This window comes from Pseudomonas jessenii (assembly GCF_002236115.1).
GTDB classification, from domain to species: Bacteria; Pseudomonadota; Gammaproteobacteria; order Pseudomonadales; family Pseudomonadaceae; genus Aquipseudomonas; species Aquipseudomonas jessenii.
Map to the genome: position 1 here is coordinate 853,627 of NZ_NIWT01000002.1, position 15,311 is coordinate 868,937.

Consider the following 15,311-nt stretch of genomic DNA (forward strand, 5'->3'; position numbering starts at 1 on the left):
GACTCCAGCACTCACCGAATTATTGTAATTGGCCGTAGGCGATTGCCAATCTGTTGTGGACGCTGGATTACGCTATAAAGGCATCTAAGCGGTTGGAACTGAACAACCATTCGATTCAGTAAAGAGGAAGGAACCTATGTCTTTTAGTGACTATTGGAAAGGCCCAGCGCATCGGCAACGTGCGGATGAACTGGACGCCCAGCTTACGGACCTTCAGGCGCGCCATGCGGAGCTGCAATTGCTCACTAAGAAGATCGGCGCCATGGAGGTTTTGGAAGTCCAGAGCCTGATCGAGGAAGAAAAAGGGAAGCTTGCTGCTGTCCGCCAGGAAACGCAATTCGCTCATCAGGAGCTGGCAGCGCTCGCTCAACCGATCGACCTTGGCATAGGCCGCAGTGACGCTTGAAGGCACCAGCGGATCGAATTCGATCCCTTCCATCTCAATATCCAGTCGTTTCAACACAGATTCGGCGTCCAGGATCTGGTGGCGTATTTCATCCGGCGAGCATTGCATTGTCGACCTCCTTGTAATGCCATAAGTACAGACACATTTCTCATTAACTGCAGTCGGGTGACGCAGTCAGGGCATGGCAGCCGCTGTCTTAAAACTGAAATAAAATTGTCGCGTAGAAATATTACTGAAATGTTTCAGTCCTATGATCAAGGGAGATCTTTTTCAGGTTACCTCCCTCATGCGTCGAGCTGTGTTCAATCAAAAAGGGGGCGTTGGCAAATCCAGCATCGCCTGCAATCTCGCGGCTGTCAGTGCTGCCGAAGGCTGCAGGACGTTGCTGGTAGATCTCGATCCTCAGGCTAACTCGACCCACTACCTGACAGGGCTGACCGGCGATGATATCCCCATGGGGATTGCCGATTTTTTCAAGCAAACCTTATCTAGCGGCCCGGCCAGCAAAAAGAATCGGGTGGCCATCACTGCTACTCGCTACGACAATCTGCACCTGGTCACGGCCAGCCACGAGCTTGCCGACCTGCAGTCAAAGCTTGAGTCAAAATTCAAGATCAACAAGCTGCGTCGCTTGTTGGTGGAGCTTTCTGAAGATTACGAACGCATTTATATCGATACGCCGCCGTCCCTGAGTTTCTATACGTTCAGCGCACTGATCGCCGCCGACCGCGTGTTGATTCCATTCGATTGCGACAGCTTTTCTCGTCAGGCGCTCTACAACGTCATCGCCCAAGTGGCCGAGTTGCAAGCAGGCCATAATGAGTCGTTGATCGTGGAAGGTGTGGTGGTCAACCAATTTGTGGCGCGTGCCAGCGTGCACCAACTGCTGATCGACGAGTTGGTGGCCGAAGGCTTGCCCGTGTTGCCGGTTTATTTGAGCAGCACGGTCAAAATGCGGGAGTCCCATGAAGCGTCGGTGCCCATGATCCACCTGGCGCCACGCCATAAGCTTTCATTGGAATTCGTCAGCCTGTTTTCCGCTTTGGAAAGAGCCGGTTGATCGTAAGAGCAAGGTTGAAATTTCAGCGTTTGACGATGGGATAGCATGCCTTGGCTCCCCATCTGATTTCGTGCGCTGAACATAAAATTGAAATCGAAATGCCAGTACGATAACTCGCGCGCAATCGATAGCTCTTACTTCGAATCAGCTCCTGTTTTCCTGGCCACCTTTGGGACGGCCATTTTTTTGCCAGAGATTTTTGGAAGCAGCATTTTCAGTTTTTGCATTTCGTCCTCGGCTTGTCGAAGTTCACCGGTGGAAGCCTCCGCCCACAGGTGCTCCAGCGACTTGAGATCAGGCTCAAGTTTTACCTTGAGACACCACTGGAAATGGTCATGCCAGGATCCCAGTGCCGATTGCACCGCCTTCAAGGATTTCGCCGCCTTCGTCGACAGCGGGGACAATTGCGGGAATGCTTCGGTAAGGTAGCGAGTGCGCTTTACCAAAATTCTCAATTCGTGCCGGTCATACTGCTCATCGTCCAAAGCGCAATGGAGCTTGTCGATTTGCTTGGTCAGCGCCTTGACGATGACCTGTTTCATTACCCTTGAATCATTACTTGGTTCTGATGCCCTGAATGCAGAAGGCCATTGATCCAAGGCTGCGAACAATCCATCCAGCGCGGGATCATTGAGTATTTTTCGATAATCTGTTTTTAAGCGAGAAAGCCTGGTGGCCGCCGCTTCAGGCATGCCCCGAAGCTCAAGTTCGCTGGCCATTACTTCCAGATCCCGCGCCGGTGTCGTCAGCCGACCCACCTCGGCGGCAGCCTCGCGAAGTGCGGTCATTTCCTTCAATGAGCGCCATGGCGTTAGCAGGCTTCGGATTCGTCTAACGGCGATCCTTAAATCGTGCAAGGCCTCGCTGTCTGTCTCTGCTTCCAGACGACTACGTGCATGGAACAGAGCGACCTCAAGGCCGAGAATTTCTTTTACGTATGTGTCGATGAATGCCATCAGATTCGCCTGTGCCCACGTCCGTAATTAGTACAAAGCCTAGATCTTTATCGGGAGTCGGTGATGCAGATTGTTACTGCCATATTGCGGTAGTGGGTCAGAGTGTATCCATGACAATTTTTTGAATATATTGGTTGTTAGATCCTACGATGGGCCACAAGATTTCTCTGGTATGAGGCTCACAATGCACATCGCCATCCTTACTTTCGAAGGTTTCAACGAACTTGATTCGCTCATCGCGTTCGGCATCCTCAACCGGGTTCAACAGCCTGGTTGGCGAGTGTCTATCGCCAGCCCCACGGACAAGGTGCTGTCGATGAACGGCCTGACGATCGAGGCGCAGATGTCGTTGGAGGACGCATGCGGCGCGGACGCTGTGCTGGTGGGTAGTGGGAGAATGACCCGGGATGTCGTCGCGAATGCCGCGCTGATGTCTCGCCTGAAGCTTGATCCTGCGCGCCAACTCCTGGGCGCCCAGTGCTCGGGCGCACTCATACTTGCAAAGCTGGGCCTGCTGGACGACGTTCCGGCCTGCACGGATCTAATCACCAAACCATGGGTTGAGGAGGCTGGCGTGGCGGTGCTCAATCAACCGTTCGTGGCCAAGGGCAATGTCGCAACCGCTGGTGGGTGCTTGTCGTCGCCGTATCTGGCCGCCTGGTTCATCTCGCGTCTTGCAGGTGAGGAGGCCGCACGCAGTGCGCTTCATTACGTTGCCCCAGTGGGGGAGAAGGACATTTACATAACGCGTGCGATGGCGAATATTTCGCAGTTTCTTTAAGGTGAGCAATGACCGCTAATGGCAGGTTTCTGCCTCTGCTGATCGGCAGCTATTGGCCGACTTCTGCCCATCGCGAGAGGCAGAAAGCGACCCGCAGCGGACGGTCAAGGCCTCTGCGAAACCCTAACGCCCCCGGTAGAGCGCCGTCCGCTGCACTGGTCGTCAGGTGTTCAATTGATTTTAAGGATCGCGGGCGGACTCCACGTTCCTTTGCCAGGAGGCAGGACGGAAGGGTTTTCCGTCTTCGGCCAATACAGACGCATCACCATGTAGATCAGATCATTCGGTGCGGGCAGCCAGTTGCTTTCCTTGTCCGTGCCGGGTGAATCCTTCTGGACGTAGAGCGTCAACGAGCCGTCTGCATTCTTCTTCATGTCGGGTAGCATCGGCGAGTTGATGAGGTAGCGATTGACCGGATTCTTGATGAGCAGTTGCGACTTGCCGTCGTACATCGTCACCGACCAGAAGGCGTTGACCGGCGGGAGCTGTCCAGCGGGAAAGGTGATGGTGTAATTGTGCTTGCTGCCGTCAAGCGGCGTCCCATCGGACAGGATCTTGGCCATCGGATACGTAGCCTCTTCGGCGTCGTTGGCATAGATGCCCGCTTGTGCGATGGCGGCACGTTTTAGCCAATCACCATCGTAGAACGCTGCATCACCGCCGGAACTCACGATGTTCCAGCCATTGATCTGCGTGCCGAGATGATTGACCGCATCCAGGACCTTCGTATGTCCAGCCTGCATGCCCTCAACCACGGCGGTCTTTTGCTCGGCGGAGAGATCCTGGAAGTTGAAGTCCTTGTCGGCGCCAATGCCCATACGGGCCAGCTTCGCGCGGATCGCCACTTCTTCCGGTGTGGCCGGGGCAAACTGCAATGCAAAGCCCAGATACTTGAAGAAGTCGGTCTTTACGAGGTCCTTGTCGAACTTCGGAAAGTCGATCGCCGGCGCGGCAGGCGGCGCAGGTTGCTTGAGAAAAGCCGATAGCGGCTGGGTCGCATAACCGGACTGGATCTTTTCGACGTTTGGCATGTCCGCCGGATTGTAGAGCTGGGTGCGAAAGATCACGAAGAGGAGTTGTGTTTGGGAACGAAACACCTTCTTGATGCCCGGCGGGGTCATACCCTTCCAATCGGGGCCGACCAGCAGGTAATTGCCGGCTTCACTGCCGGTGGTGCGACTGCCGATGTAACCGAAGTTGTTGGTGTTGTTATCGATGAGCTGCACCGAGTAGTACCGCGGTTTCTCCACCGTCGGCACTGATAGCACGATCGGCTCGCTACGCAGGTCCATAAACATCAAGGAATACGGCGTGTCGCTGTTCGGCGAGACGATGGCCGTGTCCTTGTAGCTAAAGACATTGTGCATGTTGTGAATGTGGTTGAACGGCGCCTTGTACTGGCCGGAGTTCTTGTCCACGGCATAGTCGTACATGGTCGCATAGTTCATCACGATGGGCAGACCGTAGATGTAGCCTTCCTCGGCGATGGCTTTCGTTTCGGCGGGTGTGATGTCCGTTGCGTGGGTGAAGGTGGATGTAAATGAGGCGAGCAACAACATCGCACAGCCAACGGCTCTCGGTAGTGGGTTTTTCATGAACCTGCTTCTCCATTCCTTGAATCGGATAGTGAGTCGATCAACTAACCATTAATCAGGCGATATGAAGGGGTGCGCTGTTAACGACCTGATGACACATCGCGCTTCTTGTCTTCCTGTAAGTCTTTGTCTTGCCCGAAGATGTCACTCCGAACGCGACACTGTTCGAGGAGAATTCGACATGGATGGGGATGGCAAACCCAGGCTGCTCGGTCAGTATAAGCGGCAATTCAAATAACGCTGCTGAGTTGCCGGCAGCTATTCCAGACACTGCCAGGCACCAACGCTTCATCGCCGTCCTTTCTGACGCTTGAGGCTCCCCATCGAAACTTTTCCAGGCTCCCTATCAGTGGAAGAGTATGACGGTACAGTTCATATGGGGGGCATAGCTAAAGCGATACCCAGGCACTTTCGACTATCTGCATTTGGCCGATTGCTACCTGTTGTGAAGGGCCGATTTCGACCCATAGTAGACATCATGTGTCTAGCAAATCCGGAGCAATTCATGCCGATGCAGCAGCCGAGCGAGATTATCGAGTTGCTGCCGCATAGATGGGCGCCCGTTTAACCACGCAAGGTCTTTTGGGCGGACGCTTACTGTCCAGGGCCTGGCCACAAGGTTTTAGAAAATGCGTAAGCGATGGGCTTGAAACTGGAAGCAAGCAGCAGCTTCCGTTTCCCAGATGCTGACAGTTCAGTTGGAAGAGTTGTTCAGCTGCTGAAGCTCAAGTTGCTTGGCAGCACTGGCTTCGAGGTTTGCACGCTCTTCATCCAGATACCGATAAATGCTTTGGAAGTTGGCGATTTTCTGTTTGATTTCTGCCATCTTCTTTTCAATTAGCTTAGCGCCGTCAGCACAATCGATCAGCTTGTTCCGCTGCGCATCCAGAATCTCGCCTATTTCCCCCAGGGAAAACCCCATGCTTTGCGCGCGCTGGATAAAGTCCAGATCCTGCAGAGTTTGCGCTGTGTAAACGCGATATTTGTTAGTTTGCCGCAGCGGTGAGATCAGGCCGATTTGCTCGTAGTAACGCAGCGTATGGCGGCTGGCGCCGCTGCGGGCCTCGAGTTCGCCGATTTTCATGAAAGCACCGCTTGACTATAGAGTTGGGTCGATAGTTTACGCTTGATTTCTCACCTTAAACAAGGAGCAGGGAAATGAGCGTGGAGTGCTTTGTCACGGGGGGTACCGGCTTCATCGGTCAACATTTGGTGGCGTACCTGAGTGCAAAAGGTCACACCATTCGGGTGTTGATGCGTCGCCCAGAGCGACTAGCTGCACTGCGGGAGCAAGTCGACAATTTGGGAGGGTGCGCAACCCGGGTATTTGCCGTAGCTGGCGATCTGGAACGGGACAACCTCGGGCTGAGTCTTGCTGACCGAGAAGTGCTAAGGCACGCAAGAATCATATTCCACCTAGGCGCCCACTTCGCATGGGGGCTTTCAGTGGAGCATTCTCGTGCGGTGAATGTGGAAGGGGCAAAGCGCGTGGCGCTGTTGGCGGCTGAGCAAAAAAGCCGGTTAGTGATGATCGGCGGCTACATGCTGAAAAATCATGAACATCTGCAACGTATCGGAATTGATCCTCGTTATCCGGAGCTGACGAATTGGCCTGCCGTCTACCGACATGTCGGTGGTTACGAGGGGAGCAAGCTGGAGGCGCATTTTGCGACCCTGGAGGTCATGTCCGCCAAGGGCGGGGAGATTACCGTTGTCCACCCCGCGACGGTTTGTGGCCACAGCCGCACTGGGCATATCCTTGACGGTCAGCCGCTGGTGGAGCTGATACGAAACCTTGTGCAGAGAAAGCTGACTGCAGTGCCCGGTACCGCCGAGCACTGGCTGCCACTGGTCACCGTGGATTACCTGGTTGAGCTGGTGGCGGTTTGTGCTTTTGATCCTGCCATGGTGGGCCAGGAACTGCTGGCGCTTGATGACCAAACACCGAACTTGCGAGAACTCCTGGTACAGGTGGCACAACCTTTGGGCTTAAAGTCTCCCAAGCATTACATTTCACTCCGATTGTTGAAGTTGCTACTGAGTATTCCTCCCGTCGCGCGGTTTTTGAATACAAAACCCGAAGCCTTGGACTTTATCCAGACCACTCGTTTTGATACAGCGGCGGTCGAGCAATTTGCCAATATGCATGGAATATCCAAACCGGATATACGTCAGTCTTTGCAGCACACTGCAATGTTCGTCAACTCAAATTGCATAGCCAAGGGCCAGGCCCTCTGACTTCTCCCTTGGGGGCGACAAAGTCGTTAGCCCCGATTAAATGGACTTTCCTAAGGTAAGTAATGCGGATTCATCAACTTAGAAGTGCAACCATCGTGCTTGAAATCGGCCCTTGTCGAGTCATGTTGATCCTATGCTGGGAGAACAGGGTGCATAATCGCCTCTAGCTTGGGGGGTATGTTTAACTAACACTCAATCGCCTCAGCCATCCGCTTGAGCACTACTTCACAGCGATGCTTGGGAGTGAACGTCCACCTGATCCACCAACTTTTTTCCGCCATTTCGTACGGGAACTTCAAGAAGGCCGACAGCATCCTACTGGGCGATCCAGCTTATGCCCCAATAAATACTGGGGTTGGTGGGATCTTCGTATCCTCAAACTTTGCGCCGTCGATGTAGGGCGGCATTCTATCGAACGACAATACAGCGACAGGGATCGTCATCAATGCAATCTACTTTCAGCAAAGGCGTCATATTTGCACTCTCCGCTGCGGCACTGAACGCAACGATCGGTGTACTCAGCAAAGTACTCATGAGTAATGGTTTCACCGCTAGCAGTGTCGCTGTCATCAAGACCGTACTTGGTTGCGTGCTTCTCTCGATCTTACTGTTTTTCCTCAAGCGCCCGGCGGCGTCGACCAAATGGACTCGGGCGGCTATCTGCGCATTCCTTGGCATCTTTGTGCTGTTCCATTTCGAAACGTCCGCCTATCGACACTACGCTGCGGCAGGTGTGGTGGTGGTGCTGATGGCCAGTGCCTCAATTTCCTCGATCATTCTGGGGCGCATTTTCCTCAAGGATGCCATCACCGCGAACGCTACCGTTGGCGCCGCACTGGCTATCGCTGGGATCTCGGTGATCTTCGGCGGCGACCTGCAGCAGGGCTTTACCCTGCAAGGTGCTGCGCTCGCCTCCATGGCCGGCTGCGGCTATGGGGCCTTTTCGGTTGCCATGAAGCGTATGGGTGTGTCGGGGGGACTGCACTTCACCCGACAATTGTTGTTCTTTGGCAGCCTGTACCTGCTGATGCCGGCTGCGGCCGATGGTTTCGCGATGGGCGAGCTGTCGCCGCTGGCGATCGCCGCGCTGCTGGCGTTGGCCACGCTGCCGACAATCCTGGGCTTCTTCTGCACCACCAAGGCCATCGAGTATCTCAAGCCATCCCAAGTGCAAGCGCTGGAGCTGACCGAGCCACTGTTCGCCGCGCTGCTGGCGTTTGTGGCGCTCAATGAAGTACCGCGCGAAAGCCTGTACGCGGGAGCGGCACTGATCATCGTCGGCCTGTGTTTCTCCAATGAACTAATCCGCTTGGGCAGCAAAGCATCCGTCCCTTCGACCGAGTGAGCTATTTTCGGATCCTGATTACTTTAGCAATCAGTGGTTTTTAAGTGTTTTGAGCGACTGACCGCTTCAGCCGATTTCTGCCGGTCATGAAGCCGAAATCAAGCTGAAGAACGTGCTCGGCGATGTTTGCGCAACTATGAGGACTCAACACTAAAGGCACCGATTTAAGAAGGCGGTAAAGAGCCAGTCGCGGTATACGCAGGAAAAGACATCATCGATTCTGCTGACGGATGCTCGTAGGTGGAGGACAACATGGCGCTGAGTCGATCGCCCAACAGGTCCCAGGCACGCTTCTTCTCTTCGGCATAATCGTGATGCAGGTAGTGCCGTCTTACCCGGGAGCCGGCCAGCACATGGTTTTGGCAGCGATCGATGACGTCCAGGCTGACCCCCAAGGCCTGCATCATGGTTGCGCCCGTACGGCGTAGGTCATGCGGTGTCCAGTCGCCGTTTTGGCCGTCGGCAAGCACCAGCGTATCGTCGTGACGCCGTCTGGAGAGAGCCTTGCGGCTTTTGAATCGGGCCTGGCGATCGCCGACCTGTTTGCTCACCACTTTCACGTCCACATGCCCATCATCCTGCTTGTTCGGAAAGCACCACTGAGAGTCGCCCGTCAGGGTTTTGAGTTCCTGAAAGAAATGCAGGGCGAAGGGGGAGAGGAAAACATGGTGGTCCTGTTTCTTGCCGCGGGTGCCTTTGACGTTTTCACTGGGGAGGAACCAGGTCTGCTGGTCCAGATCGACATTTTTCCATTCGGCCTGCAGCAACTCGCCAATCCGACACAGGGTGCCCAGGCTGATCCAGAGCGCGAGTTGGGTTTCTTTTTTCAATGGCCGAATGCCTTCGTACTTTTGCCCGGCGGGGAGGGCGCTGTAATCGGCGGTCATTTGCTGGAAGCGGTTGTGCAGTTCCAACAGCTCCGCCGGCGAAAGGATGCGGCTTCGTTCCGCTTCGTAGTCGGCAGGGATCAGGGGGGAGATGTCGACCAGTTCAGTCGGATCGCCCTCGATCAATAAGGCCCGCCAGGGCTGACGCTTTCTGGCCCAACTAAACATCTGGGTGAGGTCGGCGAAAAAACTGATGGCTTGTCGGTAAGCGCCGCGGTTGACCACGGTGCGGATCAGCGCCCGAATATCGTGCTCGGACACATTGTTCACCGCGGTCTTGCCGAGGGCTGGCAAAAGGTCCTTGTTAAAACGGCGCCGCAGTTCGGCGTTGCCGTCTTTCCGCGCCACGCCATCCAACAGCCACGCCTTGGCCAGATCCTGGACGGTCAGCGTTTGCACCTTCGCCGCTTTTACTTGTTCGGCCTCTACGTTAGCCGCGGCGTATGCCTGTGCCTTGACGGTTTTCTTGTGTTCGTTGGGATTGATCTGCTCATCGATGAGCGCTCGGGCCTGGTTGCGGGCCTTGCGGATGTCCGCCAGGGATTTGCGTGGCCAGGACCCGCAGGCGTACTCTTTGTTCTGGTCGCCCCACCGATAGCGATAGAAAAAGCTGACCGACACGCCGTCCTTACGCACTGAGATTCGACCGGCCAGATTGCCGTCCTCCCGGAGGATTCGCCCAGCATCGTTGGCGGTCAGCGACTCGAGTTCCTTGATGGTGATTTTGGCCATAAAATGGGTTCCCCCTACTTTTACCCCCACAAAAACGTCGGCTCTTGGTGGACGTTCCTGGACTCTCGTAGAGCCGAACACCGCTGGAGCTCAAGTAAATACTAGCTTAGAAAAATCCAGAGTAAAATTTTGGAAGCTTTCAAGAAGTATGAAAAAGTAGATGGGGTGCTAGGGGTCGAGTGTTCGAATCACTCCGTCCCGACCATATAATTCAAAGGGTTGCGAGATTTTATCTCGCGACCCTTTTTTATTTTTTATCGTTTTTACCCCTACAAAACGACTGGCACTGGGTGGAATCTTCGGCTGATACAAAGGCCAGAGCATGTCCCGGAAGGCACAAGCAGCACGTCAATGCGTCCAGTCAGACCTTCAGACCGGCAGCTTCCCAATGGCACTGATGCCACTCTGCGCGTTGACCGCTGCTGGTCAGTAGTTTGAAGCAGTTGATCCATCCTCGAGCCGTGATTCAGAAGAAGTACAACGGTCATCCCATTGATGAGGAGATCGTGCGCTCGCTTTTGACCTTCTCGTTTTTCTTCACCATCACGATTGCCGCCATCGCCTTGGGCTTGGCTCTCATTGGCCTTGATTGGACAACGGCATTGAGCGGCGCCGCTACTGGGGTGTGTACCGGACGCTGGTTGTCGACCTGGACGCCCAGGCCAACTCCACGTATTACCTCACCGGCCTGACCGGGGATGATATTCCGGTGGGTATTGCGGACTTTTTCAAGCAAACGCTGTCTTCTGGGCCGGCAGCCAAAAAATGTCGCGCTCATATCGTTGAGACACCCTACGACAATCTTCACCTCATCACTGCCAGCCACGAGCTTTCGGATTTACAGCCCAAGCTGGAAGCGAAGTTCAAGATAAACAAGCTGCGCCGGCTGTTGGATGACATTTCACAAGACTACGACCGGTTTTACATCGATACGCCGCCGGCGATGAATTTCTATGCGTTCAGTGCGCTCATCGCCGCCGATGCGGTTTTGATTCCATTTGATTCCATTTGATTGCGATACCTTCGCTCGCCAAGCGTTGTACCAGGTGCTGGCACAGGTGACCGAACTTCAGGCTGACCATAATGAATCACTGGCCGTTGAAGGAATTGTCATCAATCACTACGTCAGCACCACTGGCTTTCACCGCAATCTGGTCGAGGAACTCATCGGGGAAGGGCTGCCGATTCTTCCGGTGTATCTCAGCAGCTCGGTCAAGATGCGTGAATCTCATGAGCGGTGCTTGCCCTTGATCTACCTCGACAGGCATCACAAGCTGACAGGCCAGTTCGTTGATCTCTTGCATGTGCTGGAGGCGGCAACTGAGTGAACGCTACTGTTACGGCCGGCGGCTGCCGAGAATTGAAAGATCTGGAAATAATGCATTCTATCGACTTGAAGGTGGGCGATCAAAACGCTGCTTAACTGAACAGGGCGTTTTCTCGGATCACTGTTCGAGCGAGGAGAAAGAAATGGCTGACAAAATTCGGGTGCTGTTTGTCTGCGCTAAAAATGACGTCCGTTCGTTGCTGGCCGAGGCTATGCTTCGCCACACTGACTCTTCAAGCTTCGAAGCTTTCAGCGCTGGCCTTGAGCCCGGTGAGGTTGATCCTCGAACCGTAGAATCTCTCGAACACATCGGCATAGAGACCAACGGTCTGCGTAGCAAATCGATTAATGAATTTGACGGGCAGCAGTTTCACTACGTGATCACGCTGTGTGATAAATCCTCGGAAGACGCTTCACGGATGCCGTCCTCCGGTGAGGTGATCGTGTGGTGTTTTGAGGACCCGACGACCAGTGAGAAACATGAGCCTTTCCGCCATGCACTCCAAGAGATTCACGACCGCATCAAAATGTTTGTCACAGTGAAGACAAGGCAGTGAGCTTGGATTCAGTGAAAACGACTACAAACTGTTGTTAGACTTGCATTCCAATGACCGCTATTGGCATGTGGATTCAAGCGGCCAGCAGCGGACTGAATGAGTTTCTCGATTCACTTTGAAGGAAAGCTTGCAACTTACCAGCAAGCAAAATTGCTGCACAACGCAGCCATACGTTTAGCTTTTGCTACTGGCGGTCGCTCCAGTAGCCGCTGCATCAAAAAACGTATCCACAGATCCATTTTCCGATCCCTGGCGCCTGGTCCATAGGGAGATAATGACATCGTCTGCTCCAAGATACGCTCACTGGCAAAATCAGAACCAAGAGCTCCGATAAACCCGATGAACGATTGCTCATTGTTTACACCTTCCAACAACTTATAGGTACAGACTGGAAAAAAACAATGGTGATCCCATGAGCTGTCTTATTTGTGCAGGTGTCGCTGAACGCATTCGGTGCCATGGCCCGTGGGAGGAAAGAGATTGTCCCGCCTGTGGCCACTATCGAGTTTCCGATGCGCTCGTGTTGGCACTGATGGAGCAGGGGCAAATTTTTGATGTGAGCAAAACAAGGATTTGGCTGGCCAGTAAACGCAAGGAAGTAGCCATTCCATCTATTGAGATCGACCAAGCGCTTTTGGTGCCATGAAGTGTCTATTGTCTAAAGCTGACTGCCCTCGCTTGCATTCGCCTTTATATCCGTGAGTTACGCGTCGTAGTAAGTCACGTTCTGGACGCTCGAATCACGTGGATATATAGACTCAGTGAGCTGTACCTTCTAGCTCTTTCGATATGTAGTCAGCGAAGGCACAATGCCTATCCTTTTTTGGCTGGCCTTGCAGGAGGCCTTGAAATGATCAAAACGCCGTACTACCTCATCGACAAACAGAAGCTGCTGGTCAACATGCAGAAGATCGCCTATGTGCGCGAGCAGTCGGGGGCCAAGGCCCTGCTGGCGCTCAAGTGCTTCGCGACCTGGTCGGTGTTCGACCTGATGCAACAATACATGGACGGCACCACCTCGTCGTCCCTGTACGAGCTCAAGCTCGGTCGTCAGAAGTTCGAAGGCGAGACCCACGCCTACAGCGTGGCTTGGGCCGATGACGAGATCGAAGAGATGCTCGACAACAGCGACAAGATCATCTTCAACTCCATCAGCCAGCTGCAACGCTTTGCCGAGCGCTCGCAAGGCAAGGTCCGCGGCCTGCGGGTCAACCCGCAAGTAAGCAGCTCCGACTACCTGCTGGCCGACCCGGCGCGCCCGTTCAGCCGGCTGGGCGAGTGGGACCCGGTGAAGATCGAAGGCGTGATCGATCAGATCTCTGGCTTCATGTTCCACAACAACTGTGAGAACGGCGATTTCGGCCTGTTCGACCAAATGCTGTGCACCATCGAAGAACGCTTCGGCGAGCTGCTGCACAAGGTCAACTGGGTGAGCCTGGGCGGCGGCATTCACTTCACCGGCGAAGGCTACGCGCTGGACGCGTTCTGCGCGCGGCTCAAGGCCTTCTCGCAAAAATATGGCGTGCAGGTTTACCTGGAGCCGGGCGAAGCGGCGATCACTAACAGTGCCTCGCTGGAAGTGACCGTGCTCGACACCCTGTACAATGGCAAGCACCTGGCGGTGGTGGACAGCTCCATCGAAGCCCACTTGCTGGACCTGCTGATCTACCGCCTCAACGCCAAATTGGCGCCGAGCGACGGCGAGCATACCTACATGGTGTGCGGCAAGTCGTGCCTGGCCGGGGACATCTTCGGCGAGTATCAGTTTGATAAACCGCTGGCCATCGGCGACCGCCTGTCGTTCGTCGATACCGCGGGCTACACCATGGTCAAGAAGAACTGGTTCAACGGCCTGAAAATGCCGTCCATCGCAGTGAAACAACTCGACGGTACCGTCGAGGTGGTTCGTCAATTCGATTTTGAAGACTATCTGTCCAGCCTTTCCTGAAACGGACAGATAAAGGAGAAGTAAAGCAATTGAAAAAGAACGTTCTTATCATTGGTGCAGGAGGTGTCGCCAAGGTGGTGGCCCACAAGTGCGCGCAGCACAACGACGAACTTGGTCGTATCGCTATCGCGTCGCGCAACATCTCCAAATGCCAGGCCATCATCGACAGCGTCAAGGCTAAGGGCAGCCTCAAACAGCCCGCCGAAATCCAGGCATTCTCGCTGAACGCCCTGGATGTCGAAGCGACCAAGGCGCTGATCCGCGAAACCGGATCGCAGATCGTCATCAACGTCGGTTCCGCCTTCCTCAACATGTCGGTGCTGCGCGCCTGCATCGATGCCGGCGTGGCCTATCTGGACACCGCCATTCACGAAGAACCGGGCAAAATCTGCGAGACGCCGCCCTGGTATGGCAACTACGAGTGGAACCACCTGCAGGAATGCCAAGAGAAGAACATCACCGCCATTCTCGGTGTGGGCTTCGACCCGGGTGTGGTCAACGCCTATGCGGCGCTGGCACAACAACAGTATTTCGACCGCATTGATTCGATCGACATTCTCGACGTCAATGCCGGCTCCCATGGCAAGTATTTCGCCACCAATTTCGACCCGGAAATCAATTTCCGCGAGTTCACCGGACAGGTCTGGAGCTGGCAGAACAGTCAGTGGACCAGCAACACTATGTTCGAGGTCAAGCGTACTGATGACCTGCCGGTCGTAGGCGCGCAGAACCTGTACCTGACCGGCCACGATGAAGTGCACTCGCTGTCGAAAAACCTCGACGTGCCCAACGTGCGTTTCTGGATGAGCTTCGGCGAGCACTACATCAATGTGTTCACCGTACTCAGGAACCTTGGCTTGCTCTCCGAGCAACCGGTCAAGACCGCCGAAGGCCTGGAAGTCGTGCCGCTGAAAGTGGTCAAGGCCGTGCTGCCTGACCCGAGCTCGCTGGCGCCTGGCTACACTGGCAAGACCTGCATCGGCGACCTGATCAAGGGCACCAAAGATGGGCAGCTGCGCGAGGTGTTCATCTACAACGTGGCCGACCATGAAGAAGCCTACGCAGAAACCGACAGCCAAGGCATTTCCTATACGGCTGGCGTGCCGCCAGTGGCTGCAGCGCTGCTGGTCGCCCGCGGCGAGTGGGACGTGCAACGCATGGCCAACGTCGAAGAGCTGCCGGCTATGCCGTTCCTCAGGGCGCTGGACGTGATGGGCCTGCCGACCCGCATCAAGGATGAGAATGGAGACCGCCCCTGGAGCGGTAACGCCGAAGGCTCGTAACATACAACTGAGCTTCATTGCCTGCTGCAAAAACGCCGCTCAATAAGCGGCGTTTTTGTTTGTACGTGACTTTTTTGAATACGCCGAAGAGAGTTCACAACCTATGCTTTTGTTCCGGCTCTTCGTACTGGAGCGGCATCTAACACCGTTCTTAAAAACTGTAGATACAGGCAGAAGGCCAAAGACTGCCTAATGC

Annotated in this window: 13 protein-coding genes and 2 pseudogenes; 10 read left to right on the forward strand and 5 right to left on the reverse strand. The window is 54.7% G+C overall.

What is annotated here, in order from left to right; genetic code table 11:
- Nucleotides 1-115: 115 nt before the first annotated feature.
- Nucleotides 116-514 carry a hypothetical protein gene (locus tag PSJE_RS08680; protein ID WP_090454546.1) on the reverse strand — a complete coding sequence of 133 codons (399 nt, stop codon included), beginning with the start codon at nucleotides 512-514 and terminating at the stop codon, nucleotides 116-118.
- A 178-nt stretch (nucleotides 515-692) separates the two neighbouring features.
- On the opposite strand from PSJE_RS08680, the gene PSJE_RS08685 reads away from it, so the two are divergent.
- Nucleotides 693-1,466, forward strand: a complete 774-nt coding sequence (locus tag PSJE_RS08685) for a ParA family protein (RefSeq protein ID WP_090454547.1) — start codon at nucleotides 693-695, stop codon at nucleotides 1,464-1,466.
- 134 nt (nucleotides 1,467-1,600) lie between these two features.
- Here the strand turns inward: PSJE_RS08685 and PSJE_RS08690 are convergent, their stop codons facing one another.
- Nucleotides 1,601-2,422 (reverse strand): CHAD domain-containing protein, encoded by an 822-nt coding sequence (locus PSJE_RS08690; protein WP_090454548.1) that lies wholly within the window; start codon nucleotides 2,420-2,422, stop codon nucleotides 1,601-1,603.
- Between the two features lie 184 nt (nucleotides 2,423-2,606).
- Here PSJE_RS08690 and PSJE_RS08695 point away from each other — a divergent pair, with 184 nt between their 5' ends.
- On the forward strand, nucleotides 2,607-3,203 hold the full coding sequence (locus PSJE_RS08695; RefSeq protein ID WP_090457822.1) for a DJ-1/PfpI family protein: 597 nt from the start codon (nucleotides 2,607-2,609) through the stop codon (nucleotides 3,201-3,203).
- Between the two features lie 170 nt (nucleotides 3,204-3,373).
- Here PSJE_RS08695 and PSJE_RS08700 read toward each other — a convergent pair whose 3' ends face one another.
- Both PSJE_RS08700 and PSJE_RS08705 read right to left on the reverse strand, forming a co-directional pair.
- Nucleotides 3,374-4,798 (reverse strand): DUF1254 domain-containing protein, encoded by a 1,425-nt coding sequence (locus PSJE_RS08700; RefSeq protein WP_090454550.1) that lies wholly within the window; start codon nucleotides 4,796-4,798, stop codon nucleotides 3,374-3,376.
- Nucleotides 4,799-5,492: 694 nt separating this feature from the next.
- Nucleotides 5,493-5,882, reverse strand: a complete 390-nt coding sequence (locus tag PSJE_RS08705) for a MerR family transcriptional regulator (RefSeq protein WP_090454552.1) — start codon at nucleotides 5,880-5,882, stop codon at nucleotides 5,493-5,495.
- 74 nt (nucleotides 5,883-5,956) lie between these two features.
- Between PSJE_RS08705 and PSJE_RS08710 the strand changes: the two genes are divergently transcribed.
- Together PSJE_RS08710 and PSJE_RS08720 are read left to right on the forward strand one after the other, a co-directional pair.
- Complete coding sequence (locus tag PSJE_RS08710; RefSeq protein WP_090454553.1) at nucleotides 5,957-7,036, forward strand: SDR family oxidoreductase; 1,080 nt, start codon at nucleotides 5,957-5,959, stop codon at nucleotides 7,034-7,036.
- A 445-nt stretch (nucleotides 7,037-7,481) separates the two neighbouring features.
- On the forward strand, nucleotides 7,482-8,381 hold the full coding sequence (locus PSJE_RS08720; protein WP_090454555.1) for a DMT family transporter: 900 nt from the start codon (nucleotides 7,482-7,484) through the stop codon (nucleotides 8,379-8,381).
- Between the two features lie 164 nt (nucleotides 8,382-8,545).
- Here the strand turns inward: PSJE_RS08720 and PSJE_RS08725 are convergent, their stop codons facing one another.
- Complete coding sequence (locus PSJE_RS08725; RefSeq protein ID WP_090454557.1) at nucleotides 8,546-10,000, reverse strand: tyrosine-type recombinase/integrase; 1,455 nt, start codon at nucleotides 9,998-10,000, stop codon at nucleotides 8,546-8,548.
- Between the two features lie 419 nt (nucleotides 10,001-10,419).
- Between PSJE_RS08725 and PSJE_RS31560 the strand changes: the two are divergent.
- The 6 genes and pseudogenes from PSJE_RS31560 to PSJE_RS08760 all read left to right on the forward strand — a co-directional run.
- A pseudogene (locus PSJE_RS31560) lies at nucleotides 10,420-10,629 on the forward strand (potassium transporter TrkH); the annotation flags it as partial.
- A pseudogene (locus PSJE_RS08735) lies at nucleotides 10,629-11,328 on the forward strand (ParA family protein); the annotation flags it as partial. The pseudogenes PSJE_RS31560 and PSJE_RS08735, both read left to right, overlap by 1 nt.
- A 142-nt stretch (nucleotides 11,329-11,470) precedes the next feature.
- The gene (locus tag PSJE_RS08740) at nucleotides 11,471-11,884 is read left to right on the forward strand and encodes an arsenate reductase ArsC (protein ID WP_090454558.1); all 414 of its coding nucleotides are present in this window, start codon (nucleotides 11,471-11,473) and stop codon (nucleotides 11,882-11,884) included.
- 412 nt (nucleotides 11,885-12,296) lie between these two features.
- A complete protein-coding gene (locus PSJE_RS08750) occupies nucleotides 12,297-12,530 on the forward strand; it encodes a hypothetical protein (protein WP_090454560.1) in 234 nt (77 codons plus the stop codon).
- A 204-nt stretch (nucleotides 12,531-12,734) separates the two neighbouring features.
- Entirely contained in the window at nucleotides 12,735-13,832 is a 1,098-nt protein-coding gene (locus PSJE_RS08755) for a carboxynorspermidine decarboxylase (RefSeq protein WP_090454561.1), read from the forward strand.
- A gap of 29 nt (nucleotides 13,833-13,861) precedes the next feature.
- Complete coding sequence (locus PSJE_RS08760) at nucleotides 13,862-15,115, forward strand: saccharopine dehydrogenase family protein (protein WP_090454563.1); 1,254 nt, start codon at nucleotides 13,862-13,864, stop codon at nucleotides 15,113-15,115.
- Nucleotides 15,116-15,311 lie beyond the last annotated feature (196 nt).

Bases quoted from the DNA above. Each gene is read 5' to 3' on its own strand.
- PSJE_RS08755 (WP_090454561.1), top strand. From the start codon at position 12,735: ATGATCAAAACGCCGTACTACCTCATCGACAAACAGAAGCTGCTGGTC.
- PSJE_RS08710 (WP_090454553.1), top strand. From the start codon at position 5,957: ATGAGCGTGGAGTGCTTTGTCACGGGGGGTACCGGCTTCATCGGTCAA.
- PSJE_RS08720 (WP_090454555.1), top strand. From the start codon at position 7,482: ATGCAATCTACTTTCAGCAAAGGCGTCATATTTGCACTCTCCGCTGCG.
- PSJE_RS08695 (WP_090457822.1), top strand. From the start codon at position 2,607: ATGCACATCGCCATCCTTACTTTCGAAGGTTTCAACGAACTTGATTCG.
- PSJE_RS08680 (WP_090454546.1), bottom strand. From the start codon at position 514: ATGCAATGCTCGCCGGATGAAATACGCCACCAGATCCTGGACGCCGAA.
- PSJE_RS08750 (WP_090454560.1), top strand. From the start codon at position 12,297: ATGAGCTGTCTTATTTGTGCAGGTGTCGCTGAACGCATTCGGTGCCAT.
- PSJE_RS08700 (WP_090454550.1), bottom strand. From the start codon at position 4,798: ATGAAAAACCCACTACCGAGAGCCGTTGGCTGTGCGATGTTGTTGCTC.
- PSJE_RS08685 (WP_090454547.1), top strand. From the start codon at position 693: ATGCGTCGAGCTGTGTTCAATCAAAAAGGGGGCGTTGGCAAATCCAGC.
- PSJE_RS08725 (WP_090454557.1), bottom strand. From the start codon at position 10,000: ATGGCCAAAATCACCATCAAGGAACTCGAGTCGCTGACCGCCAACGAT.
- PSJE_RS08705 (WP_090454552.1), bottom strand. From the start codon at position 5,882: ATGAAAATCGGCGAACTCGAGGCCCGCAGCGGCGCCAGCCGCCATACG.
- PSJE_RS08740 (WP_090454558.1), top strand. From the start codon at position 11,471: ATGGCTGACAAAATTCGGGTGCTGTTTGTCTGCGCTAAAAATGACGTC.
- PSJE_RS08690 (WP_090454548.1), bottom strand. From the start codon at position 2,422: ATGGCATTCATCGACACATACGTAAAAGAAATTCTCGGCCTTGAGGTC.